This is a genomic window from Nonomuraea sp. NPDC049758, assembly GCF_040674635.1.
Classification (GTDB): Bacteria; Actinomycetota; Actinomycetes; order Streptosporangiales; family Streptosporangiaceae; genus Nonomuraea.
Map to the genome: position 1 here is coordinate 440,868 of NZ_JBFAMZ010000002.1, position 25,711 is coordinate 466,578.

General features: G+C 71.2%; 29 protein-coding genes. 7 read left to right on the plus strand and 22 right to left on the minus strand.

What is annotated here, in order from left to right; genetic code table 11:
• The first annotated feature begins 96 nt into the window (after positions 1-96).
• Complete coding sequence (locus AB0J46_RS06555) at positions 97-384, plus strand: PLDc N-terminal domain-containing protein (protein WP_352322521.1); 288 nt, start codon at positions 97-99, stop codon at positions 382-384.
• On the opposite strand, the gene ccsA is transcribed toward AB0J46_RS06555, so the two are convergent.
• From ccsA to AB0J46_RS06580, 5 genes are all read right to left on the minus strand, one after another.
• Positions 381-1,340: a cytochrome c biogenesis protein CcsA gene (gene ccsA, locus AB0J46_RS06560; protein WP_364327314.1), complete on the minus strand. Its 960-nt coding sequence runs from the start codon at positions 1,338-1,340 to the stop codon at positions 381-383. The genes AB0J46_RS06555 and ccsA overlap by 4 nt on opposite strands.
• Positions 1,330-2,892, minus strand: coding sequence for a cytochrome c biogenesis protein ResB (locus AB0J46_RS06565; protein WP_364327317.1), 1,563 nt, complete (start codon positions 2,890-2,892; stop codon positions 1,330-1,332). The genes ccsA and AB0J46_RS06565 overlap by 11 nt, the downstream gene beginning before the upstream one ends.
• The gene (locus tag AB0J46_RS06570) at positions 2,892-3,614 is read right to left on the minus strand and encodes a cytochrome c biogenesis protein CcdA (protein ID WP_364327320.1); all 723 of its coding nucleotides are present in this window, start codon (positions 3,612-3,614) and stop codon (positions 2,892-2,894) included. The genes AB0J46_RS06565 and AB0J46_RS06570 overlap by 1 nt, the downstream gene beginning before the upstream one ends.
• Entirely contained in the window at positions 3,607-4,170 is a 564-nt protein-coding gene (locus AB0J46_RS06575) for a TlpA disulfide reductase family protein (protein WP_357966320.1), read from the minus strand. Before AB0J46_RS06575 ends, AB0J46_RS06570 begins: the two co-directional genes overlap by 8 nt.
• Positions 4,171-4,241: 71 nt before the next feature.
• Positions 4,242-4,880 (minus strand): histidine phosphatase family protein, encoded by a 639-nt coding sequence (locus AB0J46_RS06580; protein ID WP_358290273.1) that lies wholly within the window; start codon positions 4,878-4,880, stop codon positions 4,242-4,244.
• A gap of 241 nt (positions 4,881-5,121) precedes the next feature.
• Here AB0J46_RS06580 and AB0J46_RS06585 point away from each other — a divergent pair, with 241 nt between their 5' ends.
• On the plus strand, positions 5,122-5,982 hold the full coding sequence (locus tag AB0J46_RS06585) for a DMT family transporter (protein WP_364327324.1): 861 nt from the start codon (positions 5,122-5,124) through the stop codon (positions 5,980-5,982).
• A gap of 31 nt (positions 5,983-6,013) precedes the next feature.
• On the opposite strand, the gene AB0J46_RS06590 is transcribed toward AB0J46_RS06585, so the two are convergent.
• The gene (locus tag AB0J46_RS06590; RefSeq protein WP_364327327.1) at positions 6,014-6,934 is read right to left on the minus strand and encodes a LysR family transcriptional regulator; all 921 of its coding nucleotides are present in this window, start codon (positions 6,932-6,934) and stop codon (positions 6,014-6,016) included.
• A 183-nt stretch (positions 6,935-7,117) separates the two neighbouring features.
• Between AB0J46_RS06590 and AB0J46_RS06595 the strand changes: the two genes are divergently transcribed.
• Positions 7,118-8,017 (plus strand): EamA family transporter, encoded by a 900-nt coding sequence (locus tag AB0J46_RS06595; protein WP_364327330.1) that lies wholly within the window; start codon positions 7,118-7,120, stop codon positions 8,015-8,017.
• Here the strand turns inward: AB0J46_RS06595 and hemL are convergent.
• From hemL to AB0J46_RS06630, 7 genes are all read right to left on the minus strand, one after another.
• Positions 7,959-9,248 (minus strand): glutamate-1-semialdehyde 2,1-aminomutase, encoded by a 1,290-nt coding sequence (gene hemL / locus AB0J46_RS06600; protein WP_364327333.1) that lies wholly within the window; start codon positions 9,246-9,248, stop codon positions 7,959-7,961. The two genes, AB0J46_RS06595 and hemL, sit on opposite strands and share 59 nt — an antisense overlap.
• Positions 9,249-9,296: 48 nt before the next feature.
• Positions 9,297-9,926, minus strand: a complete 630-nt coding sequence (locus AB0J46_RS06605; protein WP_364327336.1) for a bifunctional DNA primase/polymerase — start codon at positions 9,924-9,926, stop codon at positions 9,297-9,299.
• Between the two features lie 128 nt (positions 9,927-10,054).
• Positions 10,055-11,038, minus strand: a complete 984-nt coding sequence (hemB, locus tag AB0J46_RS06610; RefSeq protein ID WP_364327339.1) for a porphobilinogen synthase — start codon at positions 11,036-11,038, stop codon at positions 10,055-10,057.
• Entirely contained in the window at positions 11,035-12,540 is a 1,506-nt protein-coding gene (locus AB0J46_RS06615; RefSeq protein WP_358290288.1) for a bifunctional uroporphyrinogen-III C-methyltransferase/uroporphyrinogen-III synthase, read from the minus strand. Before AB0J46_RS06615 ends, hemB begins: the two co-directional genes overlap by 4 nt.
• A 35-nt stretch (positions 12,541-12,575) precedes the next feature.
• Positions 12,576-13,481, minus strand: a complete 906-nt coding sequence (gene hemC, locus AB0J46_RS06620) for a hydroxymethylbilane synthase (RefSeq protein ID WP_364327342.1) — start codon at positions 13,479-13,481, stop codon at positions 12,576-12,578.
• Positions 13,478-14,734 (minus strand): glutamyl-tRNA reductase, encoded by a 1,257-nt coding sequence (locus AB0J46_RS06625; protein WP_364327345.1) that lies wholly within the window; start codon positions 14,732-14,734, stop codon positions 13,478-13,480. Before AB0J46_RS06625 ends, hemC begins: the two co-directional genes overlap by 4 nt.
• Positions 14,731-15,408 carry a redox-sensing transcriptional repressor Rex gene (locus AB0J46_RS06630; protein WP_352357297.1) on the minus strand — a complete coding sequence of 226 codons (678 nt, stop codon included), beginning with the start codon at positions 15,406-15,408 and terminating at the stop codon, positions 14,731-14,733. The genes AB0J46_RS06625 and AB0J46_RS06630 overlap by 4 nt, the downstream gene beginning before the upstream one ends.
• Before the next feature lie 113 nt (positions 15,409-15,521).
• Between AB0J46_RS06630 and AB0J46_RS06635 the strand changes: the two genes are divergently transcribed.
• On the plus strand, positions 15,522-15,755 hold the full coding sequence (locus tag AB0J46_RS06635) for a glutaredoxin family protein (protein ID WP_364327348.1): 234 nt from the start codon (positions 15,522-15,524) through the stop codon (positions 15,753-15,755).
• A 10-nt stretch (positions 15,756-15,765) separates the two neighbouring features.
• Here AB0J46_RS06635 and AB0J46_RS06640 read toward each other — a convergent pair whose 3' ends face one another.
• Positions 15,766-17,166, minus strand: coding sequence for an antibiotic biosynthesis monooxygenase (locus tag AB0J46_RS06640; protein ID WP_364327351.1), 1,401 nt, complete (start codon positions 17,164-17,166; stop codon positions 15,766-15,768).
• A gap of 288 nt (positions 17,167-17,454) precedes the next feature.
• Here AB0J46_RS06640 and AB0J46_RS06645 point away from each other — a divergent pair, with 288 nt between their 5' ends.
• The 3 genes from AB0J46_RS06645 to AB0J46_RS06655 are packed head-to-tail and all read left to right on the plus strand — an operon-like array spanning position 17,455 to position 19,621.
• On the plus strand, positions 17,455-18,018 hold the full coding sequence (locus AB0J46_RS06645; protein WP_357966288.1) for a sigma-70 family RNA polymerase sigma factor: 564 nt from the start codon (positions 17,455-17,457) through the stop codon (positions 18,016-18,018).
• A gap of 60 nt (positions 18,019-18,078) precedes the next feature.
• Positions 18,079-18,729: a DUF5667 domain-containing protein gene (locus AB0J46_RS06650; protein ID WP_364327354.1), complete on the plus strand. Its 651-nt coding sequence runs from the start codon at positions 18,079-18,081 to the stop codon at positions 18,727-18,729.
• Positions 18,730-18,751: 22 nt separating this feature from the next.
• Positions 18,752-19,621, plus strand: coding sequence for an HAD-IB family hydrolase (locus AB0J46_RS06655; protein ID WP_358290304.1), 870 nt, complete (start codon positions 18,752-18,754; stop codon positions 19,619-19,621).
• A gap of 83 nt (positions 19,622-19,704) precedes the next feature.
• On the opposite strand, the gene AB0J46_RS06660 is transcribed toward AB0J46_RS06655, so the two are convergent.
• The 8 genes from AB0J46_RS06660 to AB0J46_RS06695 all read right to left on the minus strand — a co-directional run bounded on the left by AB0J46_RS06660 (position 19,705) and on the right by AB0J46_RS06695 (position 25,704).
• The gene (locus AB0J46_RS06660; RefSeq protein WP_364327357.1) at positions 19,705-20,718 is read right to left on the minus strand and encodes an LCP family protein; all 1,014 of its coding nucleotides are present in this window, start codon (positions 20,716-20,718) and stop codon (positions 19,705-19,707) included.
• Between the two features lie 2 nt (positions 20,719-20,720).
• Complete coding sequence (locus tag AB0J46_RS06665) at positions 20,721-21,302, minus strand: sigma-70 family RNA polymerase sigma factor (RefSeq protein ID WP_364327360.1); 582 nt, start codon at positions 21,300-21,302, stop codon at positions 20,721-20,723.
• A gap of 58 nt (positions 21,303-21,360) precedes the next feature.
• The gene (locus tag AB0J46_RS06670; RefSeq protein WP_364327363.1) at positions 21,361-22,146 is read right to left on the minus strand and encodes an SDR family NAD(P)-dependent oxidoreductase; all 786 of its coding nucleotides are present in this window, start codon (positions 22,144-22,146) and stop codon (positions 21,361-21,363) included.
• A 71-nt stretch (positions 22,147-22,217) separates the two neighbouring features.
• On the minus strand, positions 22,218-23,087 hold the full coding sequence (locus AB0J46_RS06675) for a lysophospholipid acyltransferase family protein (RefSeq protein WP_358290771.1): 870 nt from the start codon (positions 23,085-23,087) through the stop codon (positions 22,218-22,220).
• 26 nt (positions 23,088-23,113) lie between these two features.
• The gene (locus AB0J46_RS06680) at positions 23,114-24,109 is read right to left on the minus strand and encodes an NAD-dependent epimerase/dehydratase family protein (RefSeq protein ID WP_358290316.1); all 996 of its coding nucleotides are present in this window, start codon (positions 24,107-24,109) and stop codon (positions 23,114-23,116) included.
• 22 nt (positions 24,110-24,131) lie between these two features.
• Positions 24,132-24,230 carry an AURKAIP1/COX24 domain-containing protein gene (locus tag AB0J46_RS06685; RefSeq protein WP_018654693.1) on the minus strand — a complete coding sequence of 33 codons (99 nt, stop codon included), beginning with the start codon at positions 24,228-24,230 and terminating at the stop codon, positions 24,132-24,134.
• Positions 24,231-24,405: 175 nt separating this feature from the next.
• Positions 24,406-24,609 carry a helix-turn-helix domain-containing protein gene (locus AB0J46_RS06690; protein ID WP_026214222.1) on the minus strand — a complete coding sequence of 68 codons (204 nt, stop codon included), beginning with the start codon at positions 24,607-24,609 and terminating at the stop codon, positions 24,406-24,408.
• A gap of 312 nt (positions 24,610-24,921) precedes the next feature.
• Complete coding sequence (locus tag AB0J46_RS06695; RefSeq protein ID WP_364327366.1) at positions 24,922-25,704, minus strand: phosphatase; 783 nt, start codon at positions 25,702-25,704, stop codon at positions 24,922-24,924.
• Positions 25,705-25,711: the final 7 nt, after the last annotated feature.

Here is a 25,711-nt window from a genome sequence, read left to right on the forward strand (position 1 = left end):
GAACCGGGTTCCACGGTACGACGCCGATCTTCCCGAGTCATCCGAAACGGGACATCGTCCGACACGATCACGTCGCGGATGGCTTACAGTTCGGGCATGGCAGGTGTTCTGATCGGCCTGGCGTTGCTGGCCTTCTGGCTCTTCTCGCTCTTCGACGTCATCACCGCACCCGAGGAAGAGGTCAGGAACGTACCAAAGGCGCTGTGGGTGCTCATCGTCGTGCTGGTCCCGCTGCTCGGCGGCGTGATCTGGATGCTGCGCGGGCGGCCCAGGGCCGAGCGCGACCCGTGGCCGGTGCCGCCGGGCCCGGGCGCGCCGAAGGGCCCGGACGACGACCCCGACTTCCTGAGAGATCTCGACCGGCGGATGCGCGGCGAGGACTAACCGCTGACGTCGGCGTAGCTGTGCAGGCCGGAGATGAAGATGTTGACGCCGACCAGGTTGAAGATCAGGCACCCGAACGCCAGCAGCTGCACGATCATGGCGGCCCTGCCCCGCCAGCCGGCCGTCACCCTGGCGTGCAGGTAGGCCGCGTACGCCACCCAAGTGATGAACGACCAGACCTCCTTGGGGTCCCAGCCCCAGTAGCGGCCCCAGGCGCGGTCGGCCCAGAGCGCGCCGGCGATGACGGCGAACGTCCACAGCGGGAAGGCCAGCACGATCGCGCGGTGGGCCACCCGCTCCAGGTCGTCGCGGCTGGGCAGGCGCGAGAGCCCCTCGCCGCGCACCAGGAACAGCACGCCCGACACGCCGGCCAGCGTGAACAGCCCGCTGGCCAGGATCGCCGCGGTGACGTGGATCGCGATCCAGTACGAGTTCAGCGCCGGCACCACGGGCCCGGCCGCCGTGTAGAGCACCTTGACCGCGAACCCGAGCCCGAGCGTGGCGGCGATCATGACGAACGCGCCCAGGAACCGCACGTTCTGGCGGACCTGGGTGAACAGGAACGCGGTCACGGCGGCGAAGCAGATGGCCACCACGAACTCGTACATGTTGCCCCACGGCCACCGGCCGACCGCCAGGCCGCGGGTGATGATGGCGCCGAGGTTGGCGGCCCACCCGATCCAGGCCAGCACGAGTGCGACCCGCCCGGCCCTGGCCCCGCCCGCCATGACGGGCGCGGGATCGGCGACGGGCGCCTCGGCCTCGGGCCCGGCGTCGCCTTCCGAGGGGGCGCCGACCGTGACGGGCTGCCGGGCGGCCCGTTTCACGGCCGCCTTGCCCAGGACGGCCCTTCCGAAGGCCAGCTCCATCGCGAAGCCCACCATGGCGATGATGTAGAGCAGGACGGCGCCGACGACGAAGTTGTCGCTCAGCCCGGCCAATTGCTCAGCGGACATGCTGTTCTCCTGCTGATAGAGCCTTGACGATCTCGGCGAACTCCTCGGCGAAGCCCGCCGCGGAGCCCTCGGTACGGGTCAGGCCGCCCACGTCGACCCGCCCTTCCCTGACCCGCACCCAGACGCGCCGGCGGCGGATCATCAACGACAGCGCGATGGCGACCACCGCGACGGCCGCGGCGATCAGCGCGGGCACGCGCCCGGGGTCGTAGGCGGTCTGGAGCGTGATCCACTCCTTGACGCCGGTGAACTCCAGCTTCCCCGCCCCGCCGGGCAGCTCGGTGGACTCCCCCACCGACAGCGGCTTGGTCGCGAACGATCCCCGCACGACGGGCACGACCTTGCCGTCGAGCTCGTCCGGCAGGATCTTGTAGACCGACTGCGGCTTGCCCGACCGCATGCCGAGGTCGCCCACGTAACCGCCGAGGAGCTGCACCTGCGGCTGGAGCTCGCCGGGGAAGGCCGAGGCGTAGTTGCCGTCGGTCAGCGGCACGCTGGTGGGCAGGAAACGCAGCAGGAACCCCAGCTGGGACGGCTGCGCGTCGGGCGCCTTGACGACGCACGACGAGGTCAGCGTGGCCTTCTGGTCGATCAGGCAGGCCACGGGCCCTTCGTAGGCGACCTGGCCCTTGCCGTCGGTGACCTTGAAGACGGGCGCGTAGCCGTGGCCGATCAGGTACGTCTGCGTCCCGTCGACCTCCAGCGGGTCGTTGACCTTGAGCTCGTAGTCGCGGGCGGGCGCGCCCGGCTCGTCGTGCACCTTCAGGTAGGCGGAGTAGTCGAGCTCCTGGCCCTTCTTGTCGCCCTCGACCTGGTAGGTGGCCTTGAAGTCGGCCAGCTCGAACGAGAACGGCTGGAGCGACTCGGCCGAGACCCGGCTGCCGGGGATGAACCTGTCGTAGGCGGCCACGGTGTTGGCGAAGCCGTCGCCCTCGACGACCAGGACGTTGCCGCGGTAGCCGTACAGGGAGCCGAAGCCGACCGCGAGCAGGATGCCGATCAGCGCGACGTGGAAGAACAGGTTGCCGGTCTCGCGCAGATAGCCCTTCTCTGCGGCCACCCAGCCGTCGCCGGTGACGACGCGGAAACGCATCTTGCGCAGCCGCCCGGCGGCCTCCTCCACGGTGAGGTCGCCCTCGAAGGAGTCGGAGTGGGGCAGCCGGGACAGGTTCTTGGGCGCGGCGGGCGGCTTGCGGCGCAGCTCGCGCAGGTAGGTGGCGGTGCGCGGGATGATGCAGCCGACGAGCGAGGTGAACAGCAGCAGGTAGACGGCGGCGAACCAGACCGAGGTGAACACCTCGAAGAGCTGGAAGCGGTCGTACCACTCGGCCAGGGTGGGGTTCTGCTGGTAGAGCTGGGCCACCTTGTCGGGTTCGACGCTGCGCTGGGGCACCAGCGAGCCCGGGATCGAGCCGAGCGCCAGCAGGAAGAGCAGGATCAGCGCGGTCTTCATCGAGGTGAGGGTGCGCCAGCCCCACCGGAGCCAGCCGACCGGCCCCATGCCGGCCTGCCGGGGCTCGCGCTCCTCGCGCACCAGCTCGTCGACGCTCATCAGATCACCGGCTCGAACGCGCCGATGAGCCCCTGCATGGCCGCGATCATCGCACCCCACAGTCCGGTGACGAGCAGCAGCCCGACGGCCACCATCATGCCCCCGCCGATCCTGGTGATCAGCCGGGTGTGCTTGCGCACGGCCTGGAACGTGCGCAGGGCCTTGCTGTAGGCCAGGGCGGCGGCCACGAACGGCAGCCCGAGGCCCAGCGCGTAGGCCACGGCCAGCAGCGCGCCGCGCGAGGCGCTGCCCTCGTTGAGCCCGAGCGTGAGCACGACGGCCAGCGTGGGGCCGATGCACGGCGTCCAGCCGAGGCCGAACACCACGCCGAGCAGCGGCGCGCCGGCCAGGCCCGCGGCCGGCAGCTTGTGGATGCGCACGTCGCGCATCAGGCCGGGCAGCACGCCGAGGAAGGCCAGCCCGAGCAGGATCGTCAGGACGCCGAGCACCCGCGTGATGACCTGGGCGTTGCCCAGCATGATCGAGCCGAGCCCGCCGAACAGCGCGCCGCTGAGCACGAACACCAGCGCGAACCCGGCCACGAACAGCACCGTGCCGAGCACCAGCCGCCCCCGCTTGGGGTCGGCGCTCATGCCCGTCACGTACGACAGATAGCCCGGCACCAGCGGCAGCACGCACGGCGACAGGAACGACACCACCCCGGCCAGCAGCGCGATCGGCACCGCGAGCAGCAACGAGCCCGAGGCGACGACGTCACTCATCGCGCACCTTGGTCACCGTGTTCATCAGGTCGGTGTACTTGACCGCCCCGAGCGCCCTGGCCGCGATGCGGCCCTGCTTGTCGATGACCAGCGTGGACGGGATCGCCGCGGGCGGCACGGTGCCCTGGAAGGACAGCGCGACCTTGCCGGGCTGGTCGAAGATGTGGGAGTAGCCGGTCTGCTCGGTGCGCTCGAAGGCGAGGGCGTCGGCCTGGCGGTCCTTGAAGTCGATGCCGATGAACTGCACGTCGCCCTTGGTCTTGGCGGCGACCTCCTTGAGCACCGGCGCCTCGGCCCGGCACGGGCCGCACCACGAGGCCCAGAAGTTGATCACCACGACCTTGCCCTTGTGGGCGGCCAGCGAGGCCGTGCCGCCGTCGAGCGTGGGGCCCTCGACCGGCGGGGCCGCCTTGCGGTCGGCGGCGTCGAAGACCTGCATCTTGCCGTCGCCCGCGACGAACCGGGTGTCGCCCACCTGGGGCTGCCCGCTCTGGTTTGCCGCGCAGCCCGCGGCCAGCGCGGCCAGGAGAACGAGGGAGATGGACGTCGCGCGCACGGAGGATGATCTCCTTGTACTACAACCGGTAGAGCTTGCAACTCTACCGGCGGGCAGACACGGCCCGGACATCAGGCCCCTGGTATCGACGGCCCCGAACTCAGCGACCCGGCCGGCTCGCTGTAGCCGACGCTGACCAGGCGGTCGCCCTCGAAGGTGAAGGTGGTGAGGCTGGCCAGCGCGCACTGCCTGCGGCGCGGGTCGTGCCAGAGCCGGCGGCCCTCGGCGGCCATCCTGATCGTCCAGATCGGGAGCTGGTGGCTGACCAGCACGGCCTCGTGCCCGCGCGCCGCCGCCCTGGCGTCGTCGACGGCCGCCTTCATGCGCGCCACGATCGCCGGGTACGCCTCGCCCCACGACGGGCGCAACGGGTTCCAGAAATATCGGTAGTTGCGCGGGTTGCGAAGGATGGCCAGCCCCTGGCCGACCGGACGGCCCTGCAGCATGTTCGCCGCTTCGAGCAGGCGGTCGTCCTTGGTCACGTCGAGGCCGAGCTTGTCGGCGAGCGGGGCCGCGGTCTCCAGCGCGCGTTCGAGCGGCGAGCTGTGGACGGCGACGATGTCGCGGCCGCCGACGGCCTTGGCGACCGTCTCGGCCATGAGCCTGCCGGTGTCGGACAGGTGGTAGCCGGGCAGCCTGCCGTACAGGATGCCGCCGGGATTGTGCACCTCACCGTGGCGCAAAAGGTGGACGACGGTGGTTTCAGCCATGGTGTGCCACAGCCTATCCGTTTCGATGCCGGTCATAGTCAGGGGCTGCCTGGTCCGGCATTTCGCGCGGAGGTATGGTCGGGACGACTGCGCCTAGGGTTCCGCGTCCGGTCCGCCTCCCCCGTCACACAACCAGGGCCGGAAGACAGGTCCGAGCGGCGCCGCGGCCCGCCGGGCCGTACAGCTGACGGGACAAAAGCCTGGAGGCTCCTCTCCGTCACCCCTGGAAGGAGTCGCCCGGATGAGCCCTTGGGCGCTGGTCCTCATTCTCGTCGCCGCCGTCGCGCACGCCACCTGGAACCTGCTGAGCAAGAAGGCGGCCCAGGCCGACGGCCTCGTCTTCCTCTGGCTGATCGGGGTCGTGGCCACGGTGGTGTGGAGCCCGCTGTTCGCCGGGTTCCTGCTGGTCACGGGCGCCCGGCTGTCGTGGGGCGACCTGGCGGTGATCTGCGGCAGCACGGCCCTGCACCTGGGCTACTTCGTGCTGCTCCAGCGCGGCTACGGCGCGGGCGACCTGTCGCTGGTCTACCCCGTCGCCCGCGGGACGGGGCCGATGCTGGCCAGCCTGGTCGCCGTGTTGTTCCTGGACGAGCACCCGGCGCCGGCCGGCGTGGCCGGGATCGTGCTCGTCGGGGTCGGGGTGTTCATGATGAGCGGCGGCGCGGCCGGGCGGGGCGACCTGCGGGGGCTGGTGTCGGGGCTGGTCGTGGGGCTGTTCATCGCCGGGTACACGGTGTGGGACTCGCAGGTGGTCAGCGCGTTCGCGGTGGCGCCGATCATGCTCAACTACCTCGGCGAGGTCGGGCGGGCGCTGGCGCTCACGCCGTTCGTCGCCGGGGCCAGGCGGCGGCTGGTCGGGTCCGTGTGGCGGGAGCACCGGTCGCGGATCGTGGGGGCGGCGTTCCTGATCTTCCTGTCGTACCTGCTGGTCCTGATCGCGTTCACGATGGCGCCGGTGAGCGTGGTGGCGCCGGCGCGCGAGGTGAGCGTGCTGATCGCGGTGCTGCTCGGCGGGCGGCTGCTGGCCGAGGGCGACCTGCGGCGGCGGCTGCTGGCGGCGGGCGTGATCCTCGGCGGCGTGGTGGCGATCGCGCTCAGCTGAGCGCGGCCCGGCCGGGTGCGCGGCCGGATGCTCAGCTGACCGCCCAGGCGTTCTCCTGCTCGCGGCTGACGCCGATCAGGGCCTCGACCGTGGCCCTGATCGCCGGACGGCGGGCCGCGTCGGTGCGCCACACCGCGTAGATGCGGCGCGTCTGCCGCGGCATGATCGGGACCAGCCGCACGCCTTCGGGCACGCAGTCGCGGCCCAGGCGCGGCACGATCGCGCAGCCGAGCCCGGCGGCGACCAGCGCGAGCTGGGTGGGGTACTCGTCGGCCATGCACGCGATCTCCGGCTCCAGCGAGGCGTTGCGCAGCGTGAAGACCAGCCAGTCGTGGCAGACCGTGCCGGGCGACGAGCTGATCCACCGCTCGCCGTGCAGCTCGGCCAGCCCCACCTCCCTGCGCCCGGCCAGCGGATGGTCGGCGGGGATGGCGACGTCGGCCACGTCGTCGAGCAGCGTGGCCCTGGACAGGCCCTCGGGCATGGCGATGGGCCGGTTGAGCCAGTCCTGCATCACGCCCAGGTCCAGCTCGCCCCTGGCCACCTCGCGCAGCACCCGCTCGGGCTCGCGCTCGTAGAGCTGCACGTGCAGGTCGGGGTGGTGCCTCTTGAGCTGGACGAGCGCGCCGGGCATCAGGCCGCGGGTCGCGGTGGCGAAGGCGGCGATGCTGAGCCGGCCGACGACCTCGCCGCGCAGCGCCTCGAAGTCCGCCTCCGCGGTCTCGACCAGGGCCAGGATGCGCTCGGCGTGCTCGGCGAGCAGGCCGGCGGCGTCGGTCAGCCGCACGCCCCGGCCGCTGCGCTCCATGAGCCGGGCGCCCGTCTCCCGCTCCAGCTTGGCGATCTGCTGGCTGACGGCCGACGGCGTGACCATGAGCGCGTCGGCCGCGGCGCCGACCGACCCGTACACGTGCACGGCGTGAAGTGCCTTGAGCCGGTTCAGGTCCAACATGTAAGCCAGACTAAAGGGTTTAGCGTAGAAAGTCTCGCTTGTCCTTGTATCTGAAGCAGATGAAAATATATGCATGCGAATCATTAAGAGCAGGAAGCCCGAGACCCGTTCCACCTCGTACCTGAAGGTCCTCGCCGAGCAGGCTCGCGAGCAGCGCAACAGGTACCAGAAGACCCGCTCTGCGTGAGCCCCCGCCACCTCGCCCTCGCCGTCGGCCTCGCGGCCGTGTGGGGCTTCAACTTCGTCGTCATGCAGGTCGGCCTGAAGCACTTCCCTCCCCTGCTGTACGCGGGGATCAGGTTCACCCTGGCGGCGTTCCCCGCCCTGCTGATCGCGGGGCGGCCGGGAGTCCCGTGGCGCTGGGTCGCCGGGGTGGCGGCCACTCTCGGAGTGGGTCAGTTCGGCCTGTTGCTGGTGGGCATGCGAGCGGGCATGCCGGCCGGACTGACCTCTCTCGTCCTGCAGATGCAGGCGTTGTTCACCGTGCTGTTCGCGGTGACGCTGCTCGGCGAGCGGCTCACCGCCCGCCGCGTCCTCGGCCTGGCGGTCGCCTTCGGCGGCCTGGCCCTGGTCGCGTTCGACTTCGGGGTGTCCGGCCCGCTGGGCGCCTTCGCCCTGTGCGTGGCTGCCGCCGCGGCCTGGGGGCTCGGCAACGTGGTGCAGCGCAGGGCCGCGCCGCCGGACTCGCTGCGGTTCATGGTGTGGGTGAGCGCCTTCTCCGCGCCGCCCCTCCTGCTGCTGTCGCTGCTGGTCGAGGGGCCGCCCGTGCTGACGGCCCCCGCCGAGGGCTGGTTGTCGCTGGCCTACGTGGCCTTCGTCTCGACGCTCGGCGGGTTCGGCGTGTGGGGCTGGCTGCTGCGCCGGTACGACGCCTCGACCGTGGCGCCGTACACGCTGCTGGTGCCGGTGTTCGGCATGTCGTCGGCCGCGCTGGTGGCCGGCGAGCCCCTCTCCTGGACCGAGGTCCTGGCCGCGGCCCTCATCGTCGCCGGCGTGCTGTACGCCGGCACCAGGCCGCGCCGGGCTACAGAACCGCCGCGGCCGCCTTCGCCGCTGCCGGCAGGGCCTCGGCGATCCGGTTGAGCGCCTCGTCGTCGTGCGAGGCCGACAGGAACCACGCCTCGTACGCCGACGGCGGCAGGTAGACGCCCTGGTCGAGCATCGCGTGGAAGAACGCGGTGAAGGCCGCCGTGTTCTGGGCCTTGGCCTGGTCGAAGTCGCGCACCTCGCCCTCGGCGAAGAAGATCGAGAACAGGCTGCCGGCACGCTGCAACCTGTGGGGCACGCCCGCCTTCGCCAGCGCCTCGGCCGCCGCGTCGCCCACCGCGAGCGCCGCGGCGTCGATGCGCGCGTAGGCGTCGGCGTCGAGGGCGCGCAGGGTCGCCAGGCCGGCGGCGCACGCCAGCGGATTGCCGGACAGCGTGCCCGCCTGGTAGACCGGGCCCTCCGGAGCCAGGAAGGCCATCACGTCGGCCCGGCCGCCGAACGCCGCCGCGGGCAGGCCGCCGCCCATGACCTTGCCGAACGTCATCAGATCGGCGTCGACCGGGTCGAGGCCGTACCAGCCGGCGGACGAGACGCGGAAGCCGGTCAGCACCTCGTCGACGATGAGCAGCGCGCCGTTGGCCGTGCACAGCTCGCGCAGCCGGGCGTTGAACCCGTCGCGCGGCGGGACGACCCCCATGTTCGCCGGGCACGCCTCGGTGATCACGCAGGCCACCTCGGCGGCCGCGAACGCCTCCGCCACCGCCTGGATGTCGTTGTACGGCAGCACGATCGTGTCGGCCGCCGACGCCCCGGTCACCCCGGGCGTGTCCGGCAGCCCGAACGTCACCACCCCTGACCCGGCCGAGGCCAGCAGGGCGTCGACGTGCCCGTGGTAGCAGCCGGCGAACTTGATCACCTTGGACCGCCCGGTGAAGCCGCGCGCCAGGCGCACCGCGCTCATCGTCGCCTCGGTGCCGGAGCTGACCAGGCGCACCTTCTCGACCGGCGCCATCCGGGAGACGATCTCCTCGGCCAGCTCGACCTCGCCCGGCGTGGCGGTGCCGTAGGAGAAGCCGTGGGCGACCGCGCCGGAGACGGCCTCGACGACCGCGGGATGCCGGTGGCCGAGGATCATCGGGCCCCAGGAGCAGACCAGGTCGACGTAGCGGTTGCCGTCGACGTCGGTGATGTACGGCCCCTGGCCCGAGGCCATGAAACGCGGCGTGCCGCCCACCGCGCCGAACGCGCGCACAGGCGAGTTGACGCCGCCGGGCACCACTTCCCTGGCGCGGGTGAAAAGACCTTCGGAGTTCTGTGTACGGCTCACCCGACCCAGGTTAGTCCCGCAGGTCCGTGCCCCCGCCGCGGGGCGTGCTCAGTCGGCGAGCCATTCCAGGATGCGCAGGGGGTCGGGCAGCGGACGGCCGTCCGGGGGCCGCAGCCAGGAGACCGGCTGGCCCGAGGGCAGCATGGAGGGCGGCGCGAGCACGTAGCTGTCGCGGCAGTGCCAGCGCAGGCCCGGCGTGTCGTCGATGGTGGCCGGGTCGCAGTCGAGCTGGCAGGACCACCACTCGTCCTCGTCCTCGGGGTTGCCGCGGGTGGCCACATAAAACAAGACCCGGTCGCCTTGAGCGGCGACCGGGCCTGGGTGGGCTCCGGCGGCGTCGATCCTGGTGAGGGCCGACAGGCCGGAGGCGAGCGGTACGTCGAACACGTCGAACACGCGCCCTGTGGGCAGGATCACGTTGGCCTCCGGCTCGCTCTCCCACCAGCGGGTCAGCAGCGTCGTGTCCGTCGTGGCCTGCAGGTGCCAGGCGGGCGAGAGCGGATGGGCGCCGGGATCGGGACAGCCGACGCGGTCGCACGAACACGCGCGCGGGCCCTGACGCAGCGGAAAGGCACCCGGCACGACGGGCCAGCCCAGGGACGCGTACTCCAGCACGGAATCGATGCGTGTCGGCCGCGACCGCTTTCTGGTACGCCGAGCCAGTGGTACCCCCACCATGGTGTCTCCCGTCGAGTCAGCGCCTGAGGAGGTCCCGGCTCCGGGCCGTTCGCACACCGCGGGACACACCAGCACTTGTCATCGCACTCTAACGCACACGCCTCAGGAGTTGACGGGAAACCCCTTGGTTAGAGCTGTCGCGCCACTTCCGTCGCCCAGTACGTGAGGATCATGTCGGCGCCGGCGCGCTTGATGGCGACCAGCGATTCCATGATCGTCCGGTCGCGGTCGATCCAGCCGTTGGCCGCCGCCGCCTCGACCATCGCGTACTCGCCGCTCACCTGGTAGGCCGCCACCGGCACGTCGACCGCGTCGCGCACCCGGGTGATGACGTCGAGGTAGGCCAGCGCCGGCTTGACCATGACGGCGTCGGCGCCCTCCGCCAGGTCGAGCCTGACCTCGCGCAGCGCCTCCTCCAGCGGACCGGCCGGGTCCTGCTGGTGGGTGCTGCGGTCGCCGAACTGCGGCGCGCACTCGGCGGCCTCGCGGAACGGGCCGAAGAAGGCGGAGGCGTACTTGACGGAGTAGGACAGGATCGGGACGTCGGCGTGGCCGGCCCCGTCGAGCGCGGCGCGGATGGCGCCGACCTGGCCGTCCATCATGCCGCTCGGCGCGATCATCTGGGAGCCGGCGGCGGCCTGGGCCAGCGCGATGGAGGCGTAACGCTCCAGCGTGGCGTCGTTGTCCACCTCGCCGGACGGGGTCAGGATCCCGCAGTGGCCGTGGTCGGTGAACTCGTCGAGGCAGGTGTCGGCCATGACCACGAGGGCGTCGCCGACCTCGGCGGTCACCTCGCGCAGCGCGACCTGGAGGATGCCGTCGGGGTCGTCGGCCGCCGAGCCGGTCGCGTCCTTGACCGCGGGGATGCCGAACAGGATCAGGCCGCCCACGCCCGCCTCGGCCGCGTCGTGCGCGGCCTTGCGCAGCGAGTCGCGGGTGTGCTGGAAGACGCCCGGCATGGACGACACCGGCTGCGGCGCGTCGATGCCCTCCTTGAGGAACAGCGGCAGGATCAGGTCCGCGGCGTGCAGCCGCGTGCCCGACACTATCCGGCGCAGCGCCTGGCTGCGACGCAGACGCCGGGGACGTGCGACGGGGAACTGGGCGCTCACTTGGCTCTCCTCCTGGCGCCACGGCGGTTCTGGGAGGGCCTGCGCGGGCTGTCACCCGCGGCCACGGCCGCCTGGCGCTGCTTGGCACCGAACTCGGCCAGCGCTGCGGCCAGGGCCGATGCGGATGGCTTGTCGGACATGACGTCGACCCGGAGCCCGAACTCCTCGGCCGTCTTGGCCGTCTGCGGCCCGATCACCGCGATCACGGTGACGTTGTGCGGCTTGCCCGCGATGCCGACCAGGTTGCGCACGGTGGAGGACGAGGTGAACAGCACGGCGTCGAAGCCGCCGCCCTTGATCGCCTCGCGGATGGGCGCGGGCGGCGGCGCGGCGCGCACCGTCCGGTACGCCGTCACGTCGTCGCACTCCCAGCCCAGCTCGGTGAGCCCGGCCACCAGCGTGTCGGTCGAGATGTCGGCCCGGGGCAGCAGCACCCGGTTGATCGGGTCGAGCATCGAGTCGTAGGGCGGCCACTCGGCCACGAGCCCTTCGGAGGACTGCTCCCCCGAGGGCAGCAGGTCGGGCTTGACGCCGAACTCGACCAGGGCCCGCGAGGTGGCCTCGCCCACGGCGGCCACCTTGAGCCCGGCGAAGGCCCGCGCGTCGAGCCCGTACTCCTCGAACTTCTCGCGCACCGCCTTGACGGCGTTGGCGCTGGTGAAGGCCACCCACTCGTAGCGGCCGGTGACCAGGCCCTTGATGGCGCGGTCCATCTGCTGCGGCGTGCGCGGCGGCTCGACCGAGATGGTCGGCACCTCCTCGGGCACCGCGCCGTAGGCCACGAGCTGCTCGGACAGGCTGCGGGACTGCTCCTTCGTCCGCGGCACCAGCACCCGCCACCCGAACAGCGGCTTGGTCTCGAACCACGACAGCCGCTCGCGCTGCCCCACGGCCTCGCCGACCACGATCAGCGCGGGCTCGGTGAACCCGGCGTGCTTCAGGTCGGCCTGCAGCCGGCCGAGCGAGGACACGACGGTGTACTGCTCGGTGGTGGTGCCGCCGCTGCTGACGGCGACCGGCGTGGTGTCGGGCTTGCCGCCGGCGATCAGCGCCTTGCCGATGGCGACGGCCTCGGTGATGCCGTTGTAGATCACCAGCGTGCCGCGGGTGGCGGCGTGGGACGACCAGTCCTGCTCCTGAGCGGCGTCGACGACGCGGAACTCGGGCACGGCCGTGGCCGCCGGGATGCCGGCGTAGGTGAGCACCGCGGTCGCGGGCGGCACGCCGGGCACGATCTCGAAGTCCACCTCCGCCGCCACGCAGGCCGCGACCTCGTCGTCGATCGAGGAGAACAACATGGGGTCGCCCGCGCACAGGCGCACCACGAGCTGCCCGGCCTTGGCCCGCTGGACGTAGTCGCCCTCGGCGACCTCGACGCCCTCGCGGCAGTGCTTGAGCAGCGGGCCGGACTGCTCGTCGTCGAGCACGACGGCGTCCGCCTTGCCGAGAAGTTCGGCGGCGCGGAGCGTCAGCAGGTTGGGGTCACCGGGACCCGCCCCCACGAAGGCGACGAAACCGGAGGTTGGACTATCGGAGCTCAATGGGATTGCTCCCCCATCAATCTGTCGGCCCCTTCGGCGATCATCTCGGCCGCCAGGAGGCGGCCCAGCTGTGCAGCCTCCGAAGGAGAACCGGCGGCGGACTTGCGGACCGCTTCGCGGCCGTCGATGGAGACGACCACTGCGGTCAGGTTCAGAGTGTGCCCGTGATCGGCCGCGAAAGCACCCACGGGTGCGGCGCAGCCCGCTTCCAGGGCGGACAGCACGGCGCGTTCGGCGGTCACCGCGCTGCGCGTGCGCGGGTCGTCGAGCACGGACAGGGTCTCGATCAGGTCGGTGCGCGCGGCCAGGCACTCCACGGCCAGCGCGCCCTGGCCGGGGGCCGGCAGCAGCTCCTCGACCTCGAAGATCTGCGCGATCTCGCCGCCGCGGCCGAGCCTGGTGAGCCCGGCGCTGGCCAGCACGACGGCGTCGAGCTCGCCCGCGGCGATCTTGCCGATGCGCGTGTCGGCGTTGCCGCGGATCGGGACGTACTCCAGGTCGGGGCGGAGCGCGCTCAGCATGGCGACGCGGCGCGGCGAGCCCGTGCCGACCCTGGCCCCGGCGGGCAGGTCGGCGAACTTGTGCGAGCCGACCAGCGCGTCGCGGTGGTCGTGGCGCTCGGGGAGCGCGGCCAGCGTGAAGCGCGGGTCCTGCTTGGTCGGCAGGTCCTTCAGCGAGTGGACGGCGAAGTCGATCTCGCCCTCGACCAGCTTGTCGCGCAGCGCGCTGACGAACACGCCGGTGCCGCCGAGCTGCGCCAGGTGCGCCTTGGTCACGTCGCCGAAGGTCGTCACGCCCACCAGCTCGACCGGGTGCCCGGTGCGCGCGGTGAGGGCGTCGGCCACCATCTGGGACTGCGTGGTCGCCAGCATGCTGCGGCGGGTGCCCAACCGCAGGTTCACAGCTCCACCTCCCTCACGGCCGCGGGCATCTTCGGATCGAGATTGAACAACTCACGCAGGGCTTCCGCATAATGATCGCCCCCTGGACCGGCGGCGAGCTGCTTGACACGCACAGTCGGCTCGTGAAGCAGTTTGTCAACGACCCTCTGCACGGTCATGGCGATTTCGTCCCTGGCCTTGTCGTCGAGATCGGGCATGCGCATCATCAGTCGGCCCAGCTCGGACTCCACCACGCCCGCCGCCTTGCTGCGCAGCGCCACCACGGTCGGGGTGACGCGGGCGGCGCGGGCGGCGTCGAGGTAGGCGCTCAGCTCCTCGGCCACGAGCGCGCGGACGGACTCGACGGCGTCGCCGCCGCGCGAGCCGACGCCGGACTCCTGGATCGTCTCCAGGTCGACCAGCGTGACGCCGGGCACCTCGCGCACGGCCGGGTCGATGTCGTGCGGCAGCGCCAGGTCGAGCAGGAACACGCCCCTGGTCAGCATGTCGGAGGTGATGACGTGCCGCCCGGCGCCGGTGCAGGTGATCACGATGTCGGCGCCGGCCAGCTCCTCGCGCACGGCGGCGAACGCGACGGCCCGGCCGCCGACCGACTCGGCCAGCCGCGCGCCCCGCTCGTACGTGCGGTTGGCCACGACGATGTCGGTGACCCCGGCGCGCTGCAGCGTGACGGCGGCCAGCGAACTCATCGAGCCCGCGCCCACCACCAGCGCCCGCCGCCCGGCCAGGTCGCCGGCGAGCGCGAGGCCCGCCGAGACCAGCGAGGGGCCGGCCTGGTCGATGCCGGTGTCGGTGTGGGCGCGCTTGCCGACGCGCAGCGCCTGCTGCGTCAGCTCGTTGAGGGTCGCGCCGACCGTGCCGTGCTTCTGGGCGAGCTTGAGCGCCTGGCGGACCTGGCCCAGGATCTGGCCCTCGCCGACGGCCATGGAGTCGAGGCCGCACACCATCGAGAACAGGTGCTCGACGGCCCGCTCCTCGTAGTGCACGTAGAGATGCGGGGTCAGCTCGTCGGCCGGCACGCCGGAGTGGACGGCCAGCAGCCCGCTGATCGAGGTGACCGCGGCGTGGAAGCGGTCGACCGTGACGTAGATCTCGACCCTGTTGCAGGTCGAGATCACCATGGCCTCCGCGACGCTGGTGTCCTGCTGCACGTCGTGCAGCAGCTTGACCAGCGCGTCACCGGTCACCGAGACGCGTTCGAGAAGCGCCACCGGAGCCGTCCGGTGGCTGAGTCCGATCGCCAGAACACTCATTGACCGTCCACCGCCATGAGTGGCCCCCCAGCCTTGCGTTGCTCGTGGAACGCGAGAATCTGCAGTTCGATTGATAGGTCGACCTTCCGGACGTCGACGGTGTCCGGAACGGTGAGAACGACTGGGGCGAAGTTCAGGATGCTGGTCACGCCCACGGCGACAACACGATCGCACACTTCCTGCGCCGCTGCCGCCGGTGTCGCCAGTACCACGATCGAGACTCCACGCCGCTTGATGACGGCTTCCAGTTCGTCGATGTGCTCCACATTCAACCCCGCGATGGTGTCGCCCACGACTTCGGGGTCGGCGTCGAAGAGCGCGGCCACGCGGAAGCCCCTGGAGACGAAGCCGCCGTAGTTCGCCAGGGCGCGGCCGAGGTTGCCGACCCCGACGATCGCGACCGCCCAGTCCTGGGTCAGGCCGAGTTCGCGGGAGATCTGGTAGACGAGGTACTCCACCTCGTAGCCTACGCCGCGGGTGCCGTACGAGCCGAGGTGCGAGAGGTCCTTGCGGAGCTTGGCCGAGTTCACGCCCGCGGCCACGGCCAGGTCCTCCGAGCTCACGGTCGCGACCCCGCGCTCCGCCATCCCGTGCAGCGCCCGCAGGTACAACGGAAGCCTGGCGACCGTCGCCTCGGGGATGCCGCGGTCACGGGACTGGGACGGGCTCTTCACGTGCCGGAGCTCCAGGGAACGGGCGGTGGGGACCGCTGAACGGATTAGAACCGTCTTTCAGGTTAATCCCTTTGTGAACCGATGCACAAAGTAGGGGCGCTACGGTTGGGGACATGCATCGCATCACCTTGCTCGGCAAACCCGGCTGCCACCTCTGTGACGACGCCCGCGCGGTCATCGCCAGGGTGGCCGGAGAGCTGGGCGTGCCGTGGGAGGAGGTCAGCATCGACTCCTCCGAGGAGCTCAGGGAGAAGTACTGGGAGATGATCCCGGTGACGCTGATCGACGGCGTGCAGCACGACTTCTGGCGGGTCGACGAGGCCCGCCTGCGCGCCGCCCTGACCTAGAACATGACAGTCAGAACATGACGGTGGGCAGCGGCACCACCTTCGCGGCGTTGACGTTGAGCTCGATGACGTTGGTGGCCAGCACCATCGCCTGACGCTCGTTGAGGAACCGCTCGACGTGCGGCTGGCGCTGGTGGTCGCGGTAGGCGACCTCGTCGCGGTAGAGCTCGTAGACGATGCGCTGCAGGGGCGCCGACTTGACGGCGTGGCAGGCGTAGACGAGCGTGTCGGGCTCGCCGCGGCGCACGGCCTCGACCGTGGCCTCGGCCAGGCGGTCGAACGCGTCGCCGGCGCCGTCCATGATGGTGAAGACGGTGAGCAGGCCGTAGATGCTGGGCGAGGGCCGGCCGCCCGCCTGCTGGGGCTGCGACGGGGTGAACAGCTCGGCGCCCGGGTAGGCCACGCCGGTGCCGGGCATCGAGTAGTCGGGCCGGGAGGGCTGGGCGTCCATGCGCGGGGAGGTGTCCATGCGCGGGGGCGGGGAGCCGTTCATGATGTAGCCGGTCGCGGGGCCCGAGTCGGGTGCGGCCCCCATCCGGGCGGCGTAGTCGACCTGCTGGTCGCCCGCCCGGTACTCGGCCACCAGGTCGCCCAGGCCGGGTGAGCGGCGCGGAGGCGCCACGGGAGGCGGCTCGGCGGCCGGCACCGGCACGGGCTCGGGCGCGGGCGCGGGCGCGACCCGGCGGCCCGGCCGGCGCTCCACGTCGTCGTGCGGCGTCTCCAGGTCGTCCTCGTCGTCCTCGTACGGCGCCAGCGGGCGCAGCACGGTGTACCAGATCGCCGCCGCGCCCACCGCGAGCAGCGCGGTGGTGAACAGCGGCGGCACCGAGAACCGCATGGCCCCCACCAGGGCGATGCTCGACGGCGCGATGACCAGGACCGCGTGGAGGTTGTCGGTGTCGTACTCGTCGCCGCCGCGCCACTTGAGCCCGGCCACCACCACGCACGCCAGCAGGACGAGCACGTCGATGGCGTGCACGCCGATGAGCAGCTTGTCGGGGATGAGCTGCCACATGGCCGACCCGGGCGGCAGCGCCTTGCCGAAGTCGGTGGACTTGAGCGGGTCGAAGACGAGGATCGCGACGGAGACGACCGTGAGCGCGATGCCGAACAACCACGCGAGGAACCTCGGCGGCACCTTGTCGGCCAGGAGCTGGATCAGGCCCACGGCCAGCCAGAGCGGCGCGAGCAGCGACCCCGTCACCTGGTAGACGCGGAACGTGGCCGGCCCGAACCCCAGGACGGACCCGACGCCGATCGCGGCCAGCGACAGGCACAGGGCTCCAGCTGCAACGGTCCAGGCGATCAACCACCCCTCGGGCTCGTCGCGCAGCCGGCGGATCAGGGCTCCGGTCGCGACCGCGGCGAGGAGCGCACCGGCAAGGGCTATGACAGCAACGAGGATCTCCATGGTGACTCCAATGCTGCCGGACGATGCCTCCCGGCCGGTAGCCGAAGAGGAAACAGGCGCTCCATGAGGGGCTTCGCCGCAGGCTGTGGGGTATGCGCCTATACGGTATAGGGCGATTACTCGTAGCCAGGCCAGCAGGCGCGGATTGTGGAATTTCCAGTTGATTTCTAGAGTATTCGAGCACGCCGCACCCCTTACCCCTAGGGATACCGGATGCCTGATTCGTGGCCGTTCGCCGGGCTGCTTGCTCCAGCGGTCGCTGGACCTGCCCGGACGGGCGAGCTTGGCGTGCGCGAAGAAGTGCCCGACGACATCCGCACGCTGGTGCTGCACGCCAAGAACGGATGCACGGACTCCTTTGGCACGCTCTACGACCGCTATGTGGACCTCGTCTACCGCTACATCTACTTCCGGGTCGGCTCCCACCAGCTCGCCGAGGACCTGACCAGCGAGACCTTCCTGCGCGCGCTGCGCAGGATCGGCGACTTCACCTGGCAGGGGCGCGACTTCGGCGCCTGGCTCGTCACCATCGCCAGGAACCTGGTGGCCGACCACTTCAAGTCCGGCCGCTACCGACTGGAGATCCCGACGGGAGAGCTGATCGACGTGCCGCTCGAAGGCGCGCACATCCCGGAGAACGCGGTGGTCACGGCCATCATGAACGACCGGGTGCTGCGCGCCGTCCGCGATCTCAATCCCGACCAGCAGGAATGCGTGGTGCTGCGCTTCCTGCACGGCCTCTCGCTCGCGGAAACCGCGTTGATCATGGGGAAGAAGAGTGGAGCGATCAAAGCGCTGCAGTTTCGGGCCATTCGAACGCTCGCCAGGGCACTCAAGCACGACCTGGCGTAACCTCTCCCACCCGCACCTCGTTAGGCCAGTTGGCACGGCTGGATCCCTCAGGGAGCTGTCATGAGTAGGGCGCGCAGGCGGCGGGAGCTCGTCATCGAGCGTCTCACGGAGCTGCGCGGCCCGTCTCTGGGCGGCGGGCCCGAGGCGGCGTTCCGCGAGCGCCTGCGCGAGGACCTGGTCTCCGGCCGCCTGCTGCTGACGGCCCCCGACGAGGAGCGCGCGCCGGGCCCGGCCGTCCCGTCCGTACGCCGCCGACGCCGTCCGCTGCTGTCCCAGGTCGCCACACTGGGCCTGGCGGGGGCCATGATGGTGGCGTCCTTCGCCACGTACCAGGCGGTCCCGGGCGACACGCTCTACCCGCTCAAGAGGGCCGCGGAGAGCACCCTCGTGCACCTGAGCACCGACGACGCCCAACGCGGCGAGCGTGAGCTGGCCTCGGCCGAGACCCGGGCCAAGGAGGTCGCGAGCCTGCTCGGCTCGTCCACCGACAGCCCGCTGGTCGGCCAGACGCTCAAGGACATGGAGGACTCCACCCGTTCCGGGATCAGCCGGTTGACGCGGACGCAGCCCCGCTCGTCCAAGATCAAGAAGTTCGCCCAGAAGCAGCGGGAGACGGTCGAGCCGATGCTGGACCACCTCAACGAGGCACAGAAGGGACAGGCCGCCGGCTACCTCGACTACATCGAGGGGCTCGTGGCACCGGCTAGGTAAGCTGAACCGCATGTGGCGGCTAATGCGACGACGACACGAGGTTGGGGCCGAGGCCGCCGGCGAGGCCGCGGCGCGGGCGGCGGTCACCGTCGCGCCTACCGAGCCGGTCGAGCCGGACCTGGAGGCGGCGGCCTTCTTCGACGTCGACAACACCATGATGCGCGGCGCGTCCATCTACCACTTCGCCCGCGGGCTGGCCACGCGCGGCATGTTCACCACATCCGATCTGCTGAAGTTCGCCGTCGGCCAGGCCGTGTTCCGGCTGCGCGGCAACGAGAACCCGGAGCACATCGCGGTCGCCCGGGAGACCGCGCTCGCCTTCGTCGCGGGCGCCAAGGTCGACGACGTCGTCCGCCTCGGCGAGGAGATCTACGACGAGGTCATGGCCGACCGCATCTGGGGCGGCACCCGCGCGCTTGCGCAGAGCCACCTCGACGCCGGCCAGCGCGTCTGGCTCGTCACGGCCACGCCCGTCGAGCTGGCCCGGGTCATCGCCCAGCGGCTCGGCCTCACCGGCGCGCTCGGCACGGTCGCCGAGACCGCCGGCGGCGTCTACACCGGCCACCTGGTGGGCGACCTGCTGCACGGCCCGGCCAAGGCGGAGGCGGTGCGCGCGCTGGCCCGCCGCGAAGGGCTCGACCTGACCCGCTGCACGGCCTACAGCGACTCGGCCAACGACCTGCCGATGTTGTCGCTGGTCGGCAGCGCGGTGGCGATCAACCCCGACAGCGAGCTGCGCGAGCACGCCAGGAAGCACGACTGGCCGGTGAAGGACTTCCGCACCGGCCGCAAGGCCACCATGACCGCCCTGCCGATCGCGGCCGGGGTCGGCGCGATCGCGGGCGGCGTCGCGGCCGGCATCGCCCTGCGCAGGCACTACCGCTCCCACTGACCGCCCGCGGACGAGGCCGCCGGCGCGGCCCGGCGGCGTGGACGGCTCCTTGACGTCCACGGCCGGGCGCGCGCCGGCGCCGGTCATCTCAGGCGTTCGAACAGCTTCTGGGCGTCCGGCTGCCGCCACTCGATCCGGTTGGGGTCGTCCTGGGCCGGTTTCCACGGCACGGTGACGAACGCCACCTGCGTCGCGGACGTGGCCCTGGCCAGCTCGACCATGGCCTCCAGACTCAGGTCCGTCTTGACCGACTTGCGCACCTCGCCGAGGAAGCCGCGCAGCCGGGCCGGGTCGGCGGCGGCGCTCCTCGCCTTCTTCAGCATCGCCAGCAGCAGGATCTGCTGCCGCTTGATCCGCTGGACGTCCGAGCCGTCGCCGTAGCGGCGCAGGCGGGCGTAGCCGAGGGCGCTCTCCCCGTTGAGCATGACCTTGCCCGCGGGCAGTTTCAGCTTCGACGCCTTGTCGTCCACGGGCGACCTGAGCGTGATCTGCACGCCGCCGAGCGCGTCCACCATGCCCTTGAAGCCGGTGAAGTCGACCTCGACCGTGTGGTCGATGCGGACGTCGGTGAGCTTCTCCAGCGTCTTGACCAGACAGCCCGCTCCCCCGGTGTTGTACGCCGAGTTGATCATGTCCTTCCGCGCCGGGTCGGACCCGCACGACGGGATCTGCACGATCGAGTCGCGCGGCACGCTGACCCCGACGGCCTGGCCGCGGTCGGCGGGCACGTGCACGAGCAGGATGGTGTCGGAGCGCCTGCCGCCCTTGTCGGGCGTCCTGGCCATGGCGGGGCCGTAGTCGGCGTTGCCCGGCCCGCCGCGCGTGTCGGAGCCGATCACCAGGATGTTGCGGGCGCCGGTGATGTCGACCGGCCGCACGCCCGTCGACGGAGCGGCCACGATGTTGCCGTTGACCAGCATGGTCGGCACCGCGACGGCCGCCGCCGTGCCCACGGCGACCAGGCCGGCCGTCCAGTAGGCGTTCCATCTGCGGCGCGGGCGCTCCCGCAGCAGGCGGTCGCGCTGGCGGACGAGCGTCGGTGGCGGCTCGTGCTCCAGTTCCCCGCCGAAGTCGCGGAGCATCCGCAGGTCGTCCATGGTCACTCCTCCGCCAGCATGGGGTTGGTGTCGCCGAGCGCGGCCCGCACCTTCCGCCTGCCCCTGTTGAGGCGGGAGCGCACGGTTCCGATCGGGATGCCGAGCGCCCGGGCGACCTCTTCGTAGGTGAGGTCGCCCCAGGCGATCAGCAGCAGGACGTCCCGGTCCTTGGCGGGCAGCGCGGCCAGCGCGCCCGCCAGGCGGGGACGGGCGGCCTGCGCCGTGACCCCCGCGGCGACGCGGTCGGCGGGCGACTCCACGTCCTGGTCGAGAGGGGCACGCAGGAACGCCCGGTACCGCGCCGCCTCCTTGCGGTGGTGGCGGGAGATGAGCTTGGTGAGGATGCCGAAGAGCCACGGCCTGGCGTCGGGGCAGGACAGGTCGTAGCTCTTGCGGCGGGAGAACGCGACGAGGAACGTCTCGCCGACGAGGTCCTCGGCGGGCTCAGGGCCGAGGCGTTTGGAGACGTACCGGTAGAGCATGGCGGAGTAGCGGTCGAACAACTCGGCGAACGCCTCCGGCTCGGTCAGGGAGGCGCTCACGAGCTCCGAGTCCGCCCCCCTGGTGGCGGGTTGCGTGATCATCTCCGCCCTTCTGTGGAGAATCGGTCACGGATGTCTTGCCACAACCCGCCGAAAGGGTTCAGATCTCCTTCAGGAACCCGCCGTCCACGGCGATGTCGGCGCCGGTGGTGCTGCCCGAGCGCGGCGAGACCAGCAGGGCGACCATGTCGGCGATCTCCTGCGGGCTCACCAGGCGTCCGGTGGCCAGCTTCATCATGCCGGGGGCGACCTGGGCGATGACATCCTCCTTCGAGGCCCCGGCCATCCCGGCGATGACGTCGGCGGCGCCGCCGTCCTTGGTCCACCAGTCGGTCAGCACCGGGCCGGGCGAGATCGTGTTCACCCGGACGCCCTGCGGGCCGTACTCCTCCGAGACGGCCTTGCTCACGTGGTTCATGGCGGCCTTGGCCGCGCCGTAGTCCACGTTCATGGCCCCGGGCTGGCGGGCCGAGCCGGAGGAGATGTTCACGATCGAGCCGCCGCCGCGCTCCACCATGAGGGGCACGGCCGCGCGGATCATGCGTACGGCCGCGAACAGGTTGAACTCGAACATGGCCTGCCAGTCGTCGTCGCCCGGCGCCATGAACCCGATCCGGGGCAGCGTCACGCCGGGGGGCGGCCCGCCGGCGTTGTTGACCAGGATGTCCACCCCGCCGAACTCCTCGACGGCTCGGGCGATCACCGGGGCGGGCGCCTGCGGGTCCATCAGGTCCACCGCGACGTGCGTCACCTTGGCGTCGGGCGCGGTCCGCGAGGCCGCCACGACGTGCACGCCCTCCTCCGCCAGGGTGCGCGCGACGGCCAGGCCGATGCCCTTGGACGCGCCGGTGACGACGGCCACACGGCCGGAAAGCTGGAGATCCATGGAAGAGGTTCCTCTCGGGTGTCAGTGACTACACCCGCAGAACACCGGCCGGGCGCGGCCGGTTGCACCCTTCACAGGAACGGTGGGAAGGCCGGCCCCCTGCGCAGCCGCAACTCGTTGAGCATCTGCTGGACGACCTCGCGCACGTGGTCGGTCAGGTTGAACACCAGCATCGGGTCGTCGGCCGCGGCGGGCTCGTACTCGTCGGTGCGGATCGGCTCGCCGAACTCGATCATCCACTTGGACGGCAGCGGCACCAGCCCGAGCGGCCCGAGCAGCGGGAAGAACGGCGTGATCGGCAGGTAGGGGACGCCGAGGATGCGGGCCAGGAACTTCAGGTCGCCGATCTTCGGATAGATCTCCTCGGCCCCCACGATGGCCGTGGGCACGATCGGCACGCCCGCGCGGATCGCCGAGGCCACGAACCCGCCCCGGCCGAACCGCTGCAGCTTGTAGCGCTCGGAGAACGGCTTGCCGACGCCCTTGAAGCCCTCGGGGAACACGCCGACCAGCTCGCCCTTGCGCAACAGCCGGTCGGCGTCCTCGGGGCAGGCCAGCGTGTGGCCGGTCTTGCGGGACAGGTGACCGAGCAGCGGGAGCTGGTAGACCAGGTCGGCCCCGAGCAGGCGGACGGCCCGGCCCGCCTCGTCGTGCAGGGCGACCTGCATCATGAGCGCGTCGATCGGCAGCGTGCCGGAGTGGTTGGCCACCACCAGCGCGCCGCCCTCGGCGGGCACGTTCTTCAGCTCGGCCGTCTCGACCCTGAACCAGCGGTGGTAGAGCGGCCTGATCAGCTCAAGGAGCACCTTGTCGGTCAGCTCGGGGTCGTAGCCGAACTCGTCGACCTCGTACTCGCCGGTGATGCGCCGGCGGACGAACGCCAGCAGCCGGGCCAGCGGGTCGGGCTCCTCGTAGGACGGCGCGGCGCTGATCGGGATCACCCGGCCTTCCTCCTCGTGCGGCACGCTCACGGACGCACACCTCCGAACGGATGCATACCCCGTGAACGCACGAAGTCGTCGAAGGCCGCCGCGGTGGTGTACTTGGGCCGCCAGCCCAGCTCGGCCTCCAGCCTGGCGGTGTCGACCGCCCGGCCGTAGCTCATCAGCCGCAGCTGCTCGGGCGAGTACTCGACGAGGCCGAGCCTGCGCACGGTGTTGCCGAGCGTGCGGAAGACGGGCGCGAGCAGCGGCAACGACGCCCGCCCGGCCCGGCGCGCGCACTGCGACAGCAGCAACACGCCTGCCCCGGCCACGTTGAACGTGCCGGGGTGGTCTTCGTTCGCCATCCTGCGCAGCACCTCGACCGCGTCGTCCTCGTGGACGAACTGCAACCGCGGGTCGAAGCCGAACACCGTCGGCAGGACGGGCTGGGTGAAGTACCGCGTGAGCGGCGAGTCGACGCCCGGACCCATGAAGTTGGCGAAGCGCAGCAGCGACACCGTCACGTCGGGGCGGCGGCGCGCGAAACCGCGCACGTAGCCCTCGACCTCCGCCGCGTCCTTGGCGTAGCCGTGGACCGGACCGACGTGCGGCTCCAGGTCCTCGGTGAACACCGCGGGATCGCGCGGGGACGAGCCGTAGACGGCGGTGGTGGAGCGCACCACCACGCGCCGCACGGTCGACGACCGCTGGCAGGCACCGAGCAGTTGCATGGTGCCGATGACGTTGTGCTCCTTCATGGCGGCCCTGCCATCGCCCTTGGACGGGGCGCTGACCAGGCTCATGTGCACAACGGTGTCGATGTCCGCGGCCGCGATCACCTCGGCGATGTCGGGGCTGCGCAGATCGACCCGGACGAACTCCGTCCGGCCCAGAGTGATGCCGCCGTCCCGCGTCAGCGAGGGGGGCGGCACGGTGTCCACTCCGATGACGCGGCTGATCTCCGGGTCAGCCGCGAGGACGCTCGCCACCCGGGCGCCTATGTGGCGCGAGACCCCGGTGACAAGCACGGTGTGGGTCATCAGCGCCTCGCAGCTGCGTCGGTTACTTCTTGTTACGCCGCTGGATGCGCGTCTTCTTGAGCAGCTTGCGGTGCTTCTTCTTGGCCATCCGCTTGCGGCGCTTCTTGATCACAGAGCCCACGGGACCCCCAGGTACTGATAGCAAGTCTGAATCGATGTGCGAGCGCACACCGGGTGACAGACTACCGGCGATCGGGGGTGGATCGCCCCTTGGGGGGTGAAAGCCCGGCCTCGTGGTGCGCAGGCCGGGCTTCTCCCGCGACCGAATTCACGGCGCGTTCGGGCGCGCCGCTACTTCAACCTGCCTCGATGTAGGCCTCCCGCAGATAGTCGTGGACCGCCTGCTCGGGCACTCTGAACGACCGGCCGACTCGGATGGCCGGCAGCTCCCCTGAGTGGACGAGCCGGTACACCGTCATCTTGGACACCCTCATGACCGTCGCGACTTCAGCCACGGTCAGGAACTTCACCTCGCTGAGAGGTCTTTCGCCTGCACCCATCGGACGCCTCTTCCGCACGTGTTTCCGGGTTATCCCCACTGGTGCCATTGCTCACGCACGTGTACTGCCGTCAGCGTAAGTCGGGACTCCGGGTGCGCAAACCCCCTATTTTCTCAGTCCGCGGAGCCACCTGTCAGCCGGACCAGTAAAGTCGCTGGTTAGCAGCCAGGCCGAGCACCTCGCCTGGACCTTGGAACTGTCCAAGTTGCCACACATAAGAGTCGCCCAAGCCCCATCAAAAGTTGGCAAAGGGACAGCGAGCCTCTTGGAATGCAGGCGCGAAAAGACGGTATGGGGAGGGCCGTTTTCGACTCAAAGGGCTCGTGAGACCAGAGTGACCAATCGCTCGGTCAGCGGAGCGTAATAGCGGGGTAGCACATTGTCGTCGAGTGGCACGACGACGTCGATCTTTCCCTCGGCCTCGCCGAGGAACAGGCCGGGGTCGTTGCTGTCGGCGAAGGCCACCGTCGGCACGCCCGCCTCGCCCGCCGCCCCCGCCCAGCCGTGGTCGGCGATCACCAGGTCGGGCAATCCGCCTTCGAGCTCGTCGAGCATGTGCCGCATCGGGGCCGAGTCGTGGGTGTGCACGAAGCCGCCGCGGTCGTCGAGCATGGCGACGTCCTGGAGGTAGCGGATGCGGCGCGGACGGCCGAAGCCGGAGCCGGCGTACGTCCAGCCCTCGGCCGGGGTGAGCAGGGTCGCGCCGCGCTCGACGGCGAACCTGGCCAGCGGCAGGTGGACGGCGAGCAGCCCGGTCGGGTGGCCGGTGGCGAACAGCACCCGCGGGGACGGCCGCGACAACACCGACGCGATGCGCGCCGCCATGGCGTCGATCGCGTCGATCGTCAGGTCGGGGTCGATGGTGTCCTGGCCGCGGCGGTGGCCGGGATCGGCGACCACGCCGGCCGACTTGGCCATCAGGTCGAGGACGTCCCGGAAGGTCCACGGCTGCTCGAACGTCAGGCCGAGCATGTAGTACGGGTCGCGGTTGGCCAGCGAGCTGTAGTGGTCGAGGTTGTTCTCGCGCGACGTCGCGACGTCACCGGCGATGCGGCTGTGGATCAGGTGTCGGCGGAATTCGTCGCGGCTCAGCACAGGTCTT